Genomic DNA, 11,112 nt, shown 5'->3' on the forward strand with positions numbered 1-11,112 from the left:
ATGCCGACCTTCGACTACCGGGCCGAAGATGCCCAGGGCCGCCGCTGCAAGGGCCGTGTGGAAAGCGACAGCCCCCGGCATGCCCGTCAGTTGTTGCGCGAGCGCGGCTTGCTGCCCAGCGAGTTGCGTGAAGCCGGGGAGTCGCGAACGATCGGCTTCCGGCCTTCGGGGGGACGTTTGAGCCCGGCTGACCTGGCGTTGCTGACGTTGCAGCTTTCCACCTTGATCCAGGCCGGCCTGCCCCTTGAGGAAGCCTTGGGGGCCGTGGCGCAACAGAGCCAGAAGCGGCGAGTCGTCCACTTGCTGTCGGCGGTGCGCAGCCGGGTGATGGAAGGCCACGCCTTGGCGACGGCGCTGAGGGCATTTCCCCAGGCCTTCCCCGAGCTGTTTTGCGCCACCGTTGCCGCTGGTGAGCAATCCGGCCATTTGGGTCAGGTGCTGGAGCAACTGGCGACCTACACCCAGGCGCGCCAGGCATCGCGCCAGCGCATTCAACTGGCGTTGGTGTACCCGCTGATCCTGATGTTGGCCTGTGTCGCAATTGTCGCGTTCCTGTTGGGCTACGTGGTGCCGGATGTGGTGAAGATTTTCGTCGACAGTGGCCAGCCGTTGCCTTGGCTGACCCAGGCGCTGATCGCGGTGAGCGACGGCTTGCGTCGCTACGGCCTGCTGCTGCTCGGGGCCCTGGCCGGGCTGCTCGGGCTGTGGCGCTGGAGCCTGCGCCAGCCGTCGTGGCGTCTGCGTTGGCATCGCTTGTTGCTCAGGTTGCCGTTGTTGGGTGAGGTGCTGCGGGCGATGGAAGCGGCCCGCTTCGCCAGCACCCTGGCGATCCTGAGCAAGAGTTCGGTGCCTTTGGTGGACGCCTTGCACATCGCCGCGCAGGTGATCGGCAACCTGACCATTCGCGCACGCATGGCCGACGTCGCTCGTTCGGTGCGCGAGGGCGGGACCCTGACCCGTGGCCTGGAGCTCGGCGGGGATATCCCGCCGCTGATGCTGCACATGATTGCCAGCGGCGAACGTGCCGGCGAACTCGACAGCATGTTGGCCCGCGCCGCCGAACAACAGGAGGCCAGCCTCGCAGCGCGCATCGCGCTGGTGGTGAGCCTTTTCGAACCGGCCATGTTGGTGCTGATGGGCGGCGTCGTGCTGCTGATCGTCATGGCCATTCTGCTTCCTATCTTGAGCCTCAACCAATTGGTGAATTGACCCATGAAACTCCACAGCAACCGACCGGCACGTCCTCAGCGCGGCTTCACCCTGATCGAAATCATGGTGGTGGTGGTCATCATCGGCATCCTCGGCGCCATCGTCGTGCCGCAGTTCATGAGCCGGCCCGACCAAGCCAAGGTCACCGCCGCGCGCACCGATATCCAGGCGATAGCCACGGCCCTGGAAATGTACCGTCTCGACAACGCTCATTACCCTTCGACCCAGCAAGGCCTGGAGGCGCTGAGCAAGCGTCCGGCCGGTACGCCCGTGGCAAAGAACTGGAACCCTCAGGGTTATTTGAAAAGCCTGCCGGTCGATCCCTGGGGCACGCCCTACCAGTTTCTCAACCCTGGCCTCAAGTCACTCGATGGCGGCTATGACCTGTACTCGCTGGGCGCCGATGGCGCGCCGGGCGGCGAGGGCTTCGCCGCCGATATCGGCAATTGGGCCGAGTGAACATGGGCGGTCATTCTCGGGGCTTCACCTTGCTGGAACTGATGGTCGTCATTGTGTTGATCGGAGTCGTGATGGGCATGGTCAGTCTGGCTCTCGGTCCGAGCCCGGCGCGTGAGGCCCGGCAGCAAGCCCAGGACTTCATCCGTGTGGTGCAGCAGTTGCGCGAACGCGCGGTGTTGGATGGGCTGGAGTATGGGGTGCGCGTACAGCCTCGCGGCTATCAGGCGTTGCGCCTCGAGTCCCTGGGGTGGACAGCGGTGTCGGCGTCGCATCGGCTGCCTGAAAGCCTGACGTTTGGACTGGAGCAGGACGGCCATGTCCTGGCGCTCGATGATGCCCAAGGCCCGCCACAGTTGCTGATGCTCAGCAGTGATGAGATCAGTCCGTTCAGATTGTTCGTCAAAGTTGCCGGCCAGACGATTTCCCAGGTCGTGAGTGATGGCTTGGCGGAGCCGCTGATCGATGGCTGACGCTCGCAGGCTGGCCGCCGATTGCCAGGGATTCACGCTGTTGGAAATCATGGTCGCGCTGGCGATTTTCGCCACGTTGGCGGCTGCGGTGCTGTCGGCCAGCCAGTTCGTGCTCAAGCAAAGCGCCGGGCTCGAGGATCGTCTGTTCGGCGCCTGGCTAGCGGACAACCAACTCAGTGAGCTCCGTCTGCAAGGCGCTACGCCACTTGGCGCACAGGGCCTGGCCCGACGCCTGGATCAGCGCGATTGGCTCTTGCACCAGCGTGTCGCCCCGGCCCGCGACCCGCGTCTGCTCCAGGTCGAGATCCAGGTCAGCCGGGCCGGCAGCCCAGCTGCCGTGCACCGCACCACCGGATGGATCCGCAACCGTCATGAATAGACAGTCGGGCTTCACCTTGTTGGAGCTGGTCATCGCTATCGCCATTTTTGCCCTGCTTGGCCTGGCCAGTTGGCGCCTGTTCGACAGTGTCGTGCGTACCCAGCAGGGCACCGGTCAACATGAGCGTGAAGTCAGGGTCTTGCAACGTGCGGTGGGGGTGATCGAACGGGATGTGTGGCAGGCCGTTGCCGGTTCCATCGGGCTCGCGTCAGGGCGCCTGCAATTGCAGCGCAGCCATTGGGCCAATCCACTGGACCAGCCACGCAGCGAGCGGCAAACGGTGAACTATCGACTCGAGGGAGCGGTGTTGTGGCGCGACAGTCGTGGTGAAGGGCCGGTCAGCGTGCAACAGCAGAAATTGCTCGAGGACGTACGTAGCCTGAGCTGGCGTGTGTTCGACGCGCAGCGGGGCTGGCACGGCGAAACCGTGCGCGGCAACGCGCCACTGGCGCTGGAACTGGTGATTTCCACGGGGCGTTTCCAGCAGATCCGTCGCGTGCTGCTGTTGCCTGGGGCGTTGCCGTGAAGCGACAACGGGGCGTGGCGCTGATCAGTGTGCTGTTGGTCCTGAGCCTGGCGCTGCTGCTCACCGCCGGCCTGTTGCGCAGTCATCGCCTGCTGTTGCAGAGCAGCGCGCAGCAGTTGCAGCAGGTCCAGCTGCGTCAGTTGGGGTTGGCCGCTGAAGCCTGGGCGCAGGCAGTGTTGGAAGATAGCGCGATCACTTCGTCCGGGCCGGTAGACCTGAGCCAGGATTGGGCCCGGCTCAAACCTGCATTCGAAATGGAAGACGCCGAGGTTCACATCGATATAGAGGATCTGGCCGGGCGCCTGAACCTCAACGCGCTGCTGGCCCAGGGTCAAACCGATCAAGTCACGCTCGGTCGTTGGACGCGATTGTTGGCGTTGCTGGATTTACCCGCGCAGGCATTGCCCCAGGTCGGCTCGGTGCAGGAGTTGAGTCAACTGCGTCTGTTGCCGGGCATCGACGGCCAGACGCTGCGGCGCCTGGAGCCTTGGGTGGTATTGCTACCCAGGGAGGCCCTGTTGAATATCAATACCGCCCCGCTGCCAGTGTTGATGAGCCTGGACGGTATGGAGGATGGGCCGGCCAAAACGTTGATCAACCAGCGCCGCCACGCGCCATACGCCAGCGTGCAGGCTTTTACCAATGACCCGCTGTTGTCCGGGTTGGGCATTGGCAGCCATGGCCTGGGCGTGAGTAGCCGCTGGTTTCGAATCACCGTGAGCGTGGCCCGTGCCGGCAGCCGTCTGCGCCTGGCCTCGGACATTGAGCGAGATCCCGTTAGCGGACGCTGGACGGTGACTCAGCGTCGTTTTTTACCCATCAGCCTCAGCGAGCACCCTTAGATGAAAACCTGGCTTTACCTGACGGCCGACGGTATGGAGGCGCTTTGCGCCAACTGGCCGTGTTGTGTGTGGTCGCCCACGGGCGAACGACGTTGCCTGCCCTTGCATGAAGCCGCCCGCGAGTTGCACGGGCGAGTCGTCGACGTGCTGTTGCCGATGGAAATGTGCAGCTGGCTGCGCAGCGATCCGTGGCCGTCACGGCGCCAGCCGCGACCCCAGGCCCTAGCATTCGCCATCGAAGAACAGTTGAGTGAAAATCTGGAGACGTTGCACATCAGCGTCGGCGCGCGGGATCGTCAGCAGCGCTACCCGCTGATGGTGACCGAGCGAAGCCGGTTCCAGGCATTGCTGGCGTTGCTGGCCGCGCAAGGCTTCGATGTACGTGCGATGCATGTCGATGCCGACCTGCTTCCCGATGACAAGGCTTTTGCCGTGCGTTGGTTCGGTCGCTGGCTGTTGGGCGGGGCGTTGCCGGCGCGGGTATCGCTGTCGCCCCGGGCCCTGGCAACGCTCAAGCCTGACTTGCCCGAGGACATTCACTGGCTGGACGAGGGACGCGATCGCGAAGGTATCGATGAGTGGCTGCTCAGCGCTGGCGGACATCCCATCGACCTGTTGCAGGGCGAGTTTCGTCGACGTCGTCAGCCTTTGCCGTGGCGTGGCGTGGCGGTTGCTGCGTCGGGATTGTTATTGCTCACCTGGGCGTTCAGCGAGGCTCGCATACGATTTCTTGAAGGCGAAACTCGTTATCTGTACACCCAGGACGAGCAGCGATTCAGGTCGCTGTATCCCGAGCAAACCCGCATCGTCGACCTGGCGGCGCAGTTCCAGGCGTTGCAGAGTCGTCGTGGGCAAAGTCAGGACACCCAGGTTGCGCGCCTGGTCCGTCTGACGGAGCAGGTCATTGGCGCGAGCAACGTCGAAGTGCAACGCGTCGATTTTCGTGAGGACGAAGGTTGGAAAATCCAGCTGACCGCCAACAGCTTCGTCGAGCTTGAGCAACTGCGCGAACGCGGGCAGCAAACCGGACTGCCAGTTACCCTGGGCAGTGCCAGCAAACAGAACAACCGAGTGCAGGCCACGCTCACGCTGGAGAACAGTTGATGAACTTCAATCGCTTGATCCAGGCCTGGGGGAGGGTGTCACGCCGTGAGCAACAATTGTTGCTGGGCCTGGCCGGGCTGTTGCTGGTGGTCGTGGCCTACACCTCGATTTGGCAACCGACCCGGCAACGGCTGGAAGTTGCCGAGCGGCAGTATCGCCAACAGGCTGAGCTGCACGCCCGAATCCAGCGCGCCGACCCCCCCCGGGATCTGACCACCGCGACACGACCCTTGTCGGTGCGCGTCAATGACAGTGCAAGCGCGGCGGGGTTGGACATTGCAGAGATGGAGGTCGACGGCGATTCGTTGCGGCTCGTCGTCAGTGGCGATGCCAATTCGTTGCTTCATTGGTTGGATCAACGTGAGCAGGAGGGCGCGGCACTGCAGTCGTTGACCCTGGAAGCGCGTGATCGTGTGCTGGAGGCGCGCGTGGTGTTACGTCAATGATCGATCGAGTACACAGCAATTTTGGCCAGGGGTATGAGGTTTTTGTGGTGAGAGAGTGGCCGCCGCGTCTTCGACGCTGCGCTGCCGAGCAAGAAACAAGCCCTGTGGCGAGGGGATTTATCCCCGCTGGGTTGCGAAGCGGCCCCCACACCAGGCAACTCGGTGGGCCAGGAAGATTGAGTTCACTGCTTTAGGGCTGCTGCGCAGCCCAGCGGGGATAAATCCCCTCGCCACAAAGTGTCTATTGCCCCTGCCTTGGATCTAAACCTGCACATTCCCCGGCAACAACGGCAACTTCGCCAGTTTCACCGCCACCAGCAACGCCACCACCAGCAAGCCACCGATGAACAGGCCGATACCGTTCCACCCGCCCAGGTGCCAGGCCACGCCGCCCGCCGTACCCGCCACACTCGACCCAGCGTAGTAGCTGAACAGGTACAGCGACGATGCCTGGCCCTTGGCTTTGAGGGCGCGGCGGCCGATCCAGCTGCTGGCGACCGAGTGGGCGCCGAAGAAGCCGAAGGTGAACACCAGCATGCCCAGGACCACCAGCCACAGTGGCGTGGCCATGGTCAGCGCGAGCCCGGCCAGCATCAGGGCGATGGTGGCCCAGAGCATTTTGCGCCGACCGAGTTTGTCTGCCAGTGCACCGACTTTCGCCGAGCTGTAGATGCCCGACAGGTACACCACCGATAACAATCCGACGAACGCCTGATCCAGATGATAAGGCTCGGCCAGCAAGCGGTAGCCGATGTAGTTGAACAGCGTCACGAACGCGCCCATCAACACGAAGGCTTCGAGAAACAGCAGCGGCAGACCGGCGTCGCGAAAGTGCATGGTGAAACCGTCCAGCAGGCTGCGCGGGTGTAGCGAGCGCGGGCGGAAGTTGCGCGACTCGGGCAGAATCCTCCAGAACACCGCCGCCGCGATCAGGGCCAGGCCACCGATCACCAGCATCGCGGTGTGCCAGCTGACAAAGTCGATCAAGACCCCGGTGATCAGGCGCCCGCACATGCCGCCGATGGCGTTGCCGGCGATGTACAGGCCCATCGCCAGGCCGATGTGCTTGGGGTGGATCTCTTCGCTCAAGTAGGTCATCGCCACCGCTGCCAACCCGCTCAATGACAAACCCACCAAGGCGCGCAGCACCAGTACGCCTTGCCAGGTCGGCATCATGGCACTGGCAATCGTGCACACCGAGGCCGCGAACAGCGCCGCGACCATCACTGGCTTGCGACCGATGCGGTCGGAAATCGGGCCGGTGACCAGCAGACCGATGGCGAGCAGGCCGGTCGCCACCGACAGGATCAGGCTGCTCTGCGCCGCGTTGATGGAGAACTCCTTGGACAGCAGCGGCATCATCGGTTGCACGCAGTACAGCAAGGCGAAGGTCGCAAAGCCACCGCTGAACAGCGCCAGCACCGTGCGCATGAACATCGGCGTGCCTTTCTCGATGTAGATGTCCTTCAATTCGGCGACGACGTCATCCTGCACACTAGGTGGGATTTCATGGGCCAGTGGAGCGACAGCAGTTTTCACGGTGGACCTCGAACGAACACGGCCAGGCAGGCAATGAAAAAAGCATATAGCCGGCTAATGTTTCTATCCAATATATTGTTCGACCTGTTTAAGACGTTTTACGACCTATTGGATTGCCCATGGAATTGCGTCATCTGCGTTACTTCATCGCCGTGGCCGAAGAGCTGCATTTTGGCCGCGCGGCCCTGGTGCTGGGCATCTCCCAACCGCCCTTGAGCCAGCAGATCCAGGCGCTGGAGCAGGAGATCGGTGCACGGCTGTTCGAGCGCACCAATCGTCGGGTCGAACTGAGCGAGGCCGGGCGACTGTTCCTCGAAGAGGCGCGACGGGTACTGGCTCAGGTCGATAAGGCGGCTGACGTGGCCCGCCGTGCCCAGTTAGGCGAGTTGGGTGAGCTGAAAATCGGCTTCACTTCCTCGGCGCCGTTCAACTCGACCATTCCCCAAGCGATCTTCACGTTTCGCCAACGCTTCCCGGCCGTGCACCTGAACCTGCGGGAAATGAGCAGCACCCAGGTCGCGGATGCATTGGTAGACGAAGCGATCGAGGTGGGCATCATGCGTCCGCTGCCACTGCCCGACTCCTTGCAGGAAATCGAACTCAGCCGCGAACCGCTGGTGGCCGTGCTCAGCTCCAAGCATCCCCTGGCCCAGGGCAGCGAAGCGGGCCTGTTCCTCTCGGCGCTGGCTCAGGAACCCTTCGTGTTCTTCCCTCGCAGCTACGGCAGCGGCCTCTACGCGCAACTCCTGAGCCTGGCCCGCGACGCCGGCTTCAGCCCACACTTCGCCCAAGAGGCCGGTGAAGCCATGACCATCATCGGCCTGGTCGCGGCGGGGCTGGGTGTCTCAGTCCTGCCGGCGTCATACCAGCGCATGCGTATCGACGGCGTGGTCTATCGATCGCTGCTCGACCCGGCGGCGGTGTCGGCGGTGTGGCTGGTACAGCGCAAGGACCAGCGGTCGCCGATGGCGAAGGCGTTTGTGGCGTTGTTGACCGATGAGGTGGAGTTACCTAGTGGTTAATGTCGGCGCGGATGAAACCATAAAGTTGAAGTTGGTAATGAATGTAAAAACAGAGGGTGGTAAGGAAAATCCAGAAAGTTGGCAAATGTTTTGGCGTTGACCAATAGAGTATGTGCTCCAGCAACAGGATCACCGTTACGGTCGTGGCGAGGACGCTCGCGGATTTGGTAAGAAGGGTATTGGGCGCGTTATTTGCTTTTCTTAAGCGATAAGGATGCTGGAAAAGTAGCAGGAGTAGTAATGTGAGCAGGGTGCCGATCATTGCTGCGAATGGGATGGCGATAATGTCATGTTCGGCTGGGTAGAGGTTGTTTGTATAGTTTGCGAATAAGTTATAACTGCCAATGATTAGAGTGGTTGAAAGGCTCATCAGGTAAGACCAAAGAGAGTGTTTTGTTTTCACGATTTTTATCCCTATCCATGGCATTGCTTATTTTGACGGCTAATTGAGCACGCATGAATAAGAGACTCAATGCCCTAATGACAGCTTGGGAAATGGATTACAAGTTTTACGGAAGGTTACCTGTCTGGGCTTGAGGCTTGCTGTTGCCAGGCGCCACCCGTGACCGAGCAAGCCAACATTGCTTCAGTTTTTCACCGTCTCAGCCGATATCCGATTGTTCGACCTACCCAATCATGGAGAAACAGGATGTTCAAGCGATTGACCTTTACTGCCTTGCTGGCAGTCGCCGCGCTGACCACGGGGTGTGCTTCGGTAAAAATGGCGGATGACACCCAGGATGCTCAGGCGAAAACCTTCCAGACCGTTCCTGACAAAGCGAACATCTACGTTTATCGCAACGAAAGCATGGGCGCCGGGGTGAAAATGCCGGTAACGCTCAACGGTAAAGCTGTCGGGCAGACCGTTGCCAAGTCGTATCTGATGCTATCGGTACCGGCTGGCCAGCAGACGCTGGTGTCGTCTGCGGAAAACGATTCAGAACTCAAGCTCAGTACAGAAGCGGGCAAGAACTATTTTGTCTGGCAGGAAGTGAAAGTGGGTTTCATCAAGGCTCGTAACAACCTGCAGGTTGTCGATGAAAAAACCGGCCGTGCCGGGGTAGTGGAAAGCAAGTTGATTCAAGCTGAGTGACTCGACTGTCTCTGATCCGTGCTGTTTGAGAGGGCGCTGAAAAGCGCCCTTTTCTATGGGGTTAGCCTGATGGTGATCAATGCGTTGTCTGAACTTTCCAGGACCATTGAACAAAAAATTGTCAAAGCGTTGGGACTGACTGCATGCCAGTACCTGAACCGGCCAGCATGATGCGATGCCCCCAATTACCGCCAGGGTTCATCACGAGCTAGTACGTCCCCACACGGATTATGTATCCGCAACACCTGTACACCGCCTGACACCGCCTCATGCGGTATCTATATATCGCCCCCACTTCGCGCGTCTTCGATAGGTTATTTCTTCCGAAAACTTTCAGGAAGAGAACATGCTGGAGCCCCCCGTACAAACCACGAGCGCCCTGCATAGAGCTCCTGTTGACTGTAGGAAAATACGCTTTCCTAGTTGCGATGTTTCCTATTCGCTCCAGATGTCCACGCTGTTGGGCTTGCGATTCACCAGCGTAGCAACGTCTTATTCATCATTCCGAATTGTCTGGCCCAATGCTCCTTCCCGGCGGAAAGGGAAGTAGCCCAAAGCCCGTGAATAAGGCCCTTGGAAATGCACTCATCTTCCTACACCCCATACACCAACGAAGTCTCTCGTGAATATCTCCGTCATTTGGACGATTTGTACTTGGAGCAACAGCCGCTTGATGGTTTTGACGAAAAAGTCATCACATTTCTTAATCAACAAAAAGCGTTCGTCATGGCTCATCCCCCAATCGCTATTTACCGGGTGGCCACCGAGGGTAGCCAGACGCGTTACGGCGGAACGATCCAGCAAGTGTCATCGTCGTTGACGTTCACCCTGGACAATGGCTGGAAAGTACAAGCGGCGCAGAAAGGCGACCAGGTCGTGTATGCCGATGGCAGCACCGCGCGGATCGTAACCGCCGCCGGGGCCGCCAATAGCAACATCGCCCTGGTCGGCAGCCGCTTGAGCAATGGCGACGAGATCATCAATACGCCGCAGAGACGTTTTCTGATCATCGTGCGTGAAGGCGTGCCGATGGCGGAGGACTTTTTGCCCGCTCTCAAACTGGCGGATGTTCATTACCTGCACTCGAATGGGGTGAAGGAGAACATCCAATGAGAGAGGGGTACTTCATCGGCTTGGGTGACAAGACCACTTGTGGTGGGAAAGTGCTGGAAGGCGATAGCAGGGGCAACATGTTTGGCCTGCTGCATGCCCGCGAAGGTGATCGCGTCTCGTGTGGCCGGGATGGAAAAACCTATCAGATCAGCGGCGGCATCGCGCATATGGTCAGTCATGGCAGGCATATGGCCGGCACGCTGGATAGCCACAGTACCTGCCCCTGCAAAGCGCGACTGATCCCTTCGGTGCTCTGGGCTACCTACAAATGAAGAGGTGATGACGGTAGCCCAGCCAACATCATCGGTGCTGACCCACTGCAATCGCGAGCAGGCTCGCTCCCACAGGATTTGGTGGCATACCAGATTGCGTACACCCTGGATCCACTGTGGGAGCGAGCCTGCTCGCGATTGCGGCGGATCCGGGTTTATTGCACCTTCGCCAGATCCCCTTTCAACGCGACGCCCGCCATGATCGCGCCGGCGTGGCATTCATAGGTGGTCGGGTCCTTGCGTTCGTTGCTCTTGTAGAAGCTGACGATGTTGGTGACGGCGTTGGCGCCGGCGTTCTTGGCGGCCTGGTGCAGGCTGATCAGTGCCGATTGCAGCACCCATTCGCAGGCCACTTCATCGGATTTGTTGAAGGCGTTGGTTTTCTTGTTGGTCACGGCGCCGGGGCTGACCACGGTGACGTTGCCGGCCGGTTTGTTGCCGGCCAGGTAGAACTTCACGCTGCCGTCGATCTTGCCGGTGCGGATGGCCTCGGCGACGACTTTGTCGAACGGCAGGAACAGCGCGGTATCACGGGCCTGGCTGAGGCTTGGCAGGGTGCTGAGCAACAGGGCGGCGGTTACGGCGATTTTCTTCAACGACATCATGGTCTCCTTGACGAGGGGTAACAGGGTTTTGAA

The 11,112-nt window shown here is 60.7% G+C and carries 15 protein-coding genes; 12 read left to right on the forward strand and 3 right to left on the reverse strand.

Annotation, left to right across the window (positions count from 1 at the left end; all coding sequences use genetic code 11):
- From gspF to gspM, 8 genes are read left to right on the forward strand one after another with little or no spacing between them, the layout of a single operon-like run.
- Positions 1 to 1,209, forward strand: coding sequence for a type II secretion system inner membrane protein GspF (gene gspF, locus DTP52_RS04630; RefSeq protein ID WP_109752051.1), 1,209 nt, complete (start codon positions 1 to 3; stop codon positions 1,207 to 1,209).
- A gap of 3 nt (positions 1,210 to 1,212) precedes the next feature.
- Complete coding sequence (gspG, locus tag DTP52_RS04635; protein WP_109752052.1) at positions 1,213 to 1,668, forward strand: type II secretion system major pseudopilin GspG; 456 nt, start codon at positions 1,213 to 1,215, stop codon at positions 1,666 to 1,668.
- A gap of 2 nt (positions 1,669 to 1,670) precedes the next feature.
- Positions 1,671 to 2,138 carry a type II secretion system minor pseudopilin GspH gene (gene gspH / locus DTP52_RS04640; protein WP_109752053.1) on the forward strand — a complete coding sequence of 156 codons (468 nt, stop codon included), beginning with the start codon at positions 1,671 to 1,673 and terminating at the stop codon, positions 2,136 to 2,138.
- Complete coding sequence (gspI, locus tag DTP52_RS04645; protein WP_109752054.1) at positions 2,131 to 2,517, forward strand: type II secretion system minor pseudopilin GspI; 387 nt, start codon at positions 2,131 to 2,133, stop codon at positions 2,515 to 2,517. The genes gspH and gspI overlap by 8 nt, the downstream gene beginning before the upstream one ends.
- Positions 2,510 to 3,043: a type II secretion system protein GspJ gene (locus DTP52_RS04650; RefSeq protein ID WP_109752055.1), complete on the forward strand. Its 534-nt coding sequence runs from the start codon at positions 2,510 to 2,512 to the stop codon at positions 3,041 to 3,043. Before gspI ends, DTP52_RS04650 begins: the two co-directional genes overlap by 8 nt.
- Positions 3,040 to 3,885 (forward strand): type II secretion system protein GspK, encoded by an 846-nt coding sequence (locus tag DTP52_RS04655; RefSeq protein WP_109752056.1) that lies wholly within the window; start codon positions 3,040 to 3,042, stop codon positions 3,883 to 3,885. Before DTP52_RS04650 ends, DTP52_RS04655 begins: the two co-directional genes overlap by 4 nt.
- Positions 3,886 to 4,989 carry a type II secretion system protein GspL gene (gspL, locus tag DTP52_RS04660; RefSeq protein WP_109752057.1) on the forward strand — a complete coding sequence of 368 codons (1,104 nt, stop codon included), beginning with the start codon at positions 3,886 to 3,888 and terminating at the stop codon, positions 4,987 to 4,989. It abuts the gene before it with no gap.
- Entirely contained in the window at positions 4,989 to 5,435 is a 447-nt protein-coding gene (gene gspM / locus DTP52_RS04665) for a type II secretion system protein GspM (protein WP_109752058.1), read from the forward strand. The genes gspL and gspM overlap by 1 nt, the downstream gene beginning before the upstream one ends.
- Positions 5,436 to 5,696: 261 nt before the next feature.
- Here the strand turns inward: gspM and DTP52_RS04670 are convergent, their stop codons facing one another.
- Positions 5,697 to 6,872, reverse strand: a complete 1,176-nt coding sequence (locus DTP52_RS04670; RefSeq protein ID WP_269154843.1) for an MFS transporter — start codon at positions 6,870 to 6,872, stop codon at positions 5,697 to 5,699.
- A gap of 221 nt (positions 6,873 to 7,093) precedes the next feature.
- On the opposite strand from DTP52_RS04670, the gene DTP52_RS04675 reads away from it, so the two are divergent.
- Entirely contained in the window at positions 7,094 to 7,996 is a 903-nt protein-coding gene (locus tag DTP52_RS04675) for a LysR family transcriptional regulator (protein WP_109752060.1), read from the forward strand.
- Here DTP52_RS04675 and DTP52_RS04680 read toward each other — a convergent pair.
- Positions 7,986 to 8,399, reverse strand: a complete 414-nt coding sequence (locus DTP52_RS04680) for a hypothetical protein (protein ID WP_146206836.1) — start codon at positions 8,397 to 8,399, stop codon at positions 7,986 to 7,988. The genes DTP52_RS04675 and DTP52_RS04680 overlap by 11 nt on opposite strands.
- A gap of 246 nt (positions 8,400 to 8,645) precedes the next feature.
- On the opposite strand from DTP52_RS04680, the gene DTP52_RS04685 reads away from it, so the two are divergent.
- The 3 genes from DTP52_RS04685 to DTP52_RS04695 all read left to right on the forward strand — a co-directional run bounded on the left by DTP52_RS04685 (position 8,646) and on the right by DTP52_RS04695 (position 10,474).
- Complete coding sequence (locus DTP52_RS04685; protein WP_109752062.1) at positions 8,646 to 9,089, forward strand: DUF2846 domain-containing protein; 444 nt, start codon at positions 8,646 to 8,648, stop codon at positions 9,087 to 9,089.
- 579 nt (positions 9,090 to 9,668) lie between these two features.
- Positions 9,669 to 10,202, forward strand: coding sequence for a PAAR domain-containing protein (locus tag DTP52_RS04690; RefSeq protein ID WP_109752063.1), 534 nt, complete (start codon positions 9,669 to 9,671; stop codon positions 10,200 to 10,202).
- Positions 10,199 to 10,474, forward strand: coding sequence for a PAAR domain-containing protein (locus DTP52_RS04695; RefSeq protein ID WP_109752064.1), 276 nt, complete (start codon positions 10,199 to 10,201; stop codon positions 10,472 to 10,474). The genes DTP52_RS04690 and DTP52_RS04695 overlap by 4 nt, the downstream gene beginning before the upstream one ends.
- Positions 10,475 to 10,629: 155 nt before the next feature.
- On the opposite strand, the gene DTP52_RS04700 is transcribed toward DTP52_RS04695, so the two are convergent.
- The gene (locus tag DTP52_RS04700; protein ID WP_003197008.1) at positions 10,630 to 11,076 is read right to left on the reverse strand and encodes a hypothetical protein; all 447 of its coding nucleotides are present in this window, start codon (positions 11,074 to 11,076) and stop codon (positions 10,630 to 10,632) included.
- Positions 11,077 to 11,112 lie beyond the last annotated feature (36 nt).

It is taken from the genome of Pseudomonas sp. 43mfcvi1.1 (genome assembly GCF_900115935.1).
Classification (GTDB): Bacteria; Pseudomonadota; Gammaproteobacteria; order Pseudomonadales; family Pseudomonadaceae; genus Aquipseudomonas; species Aquipseudomonas bijieensis.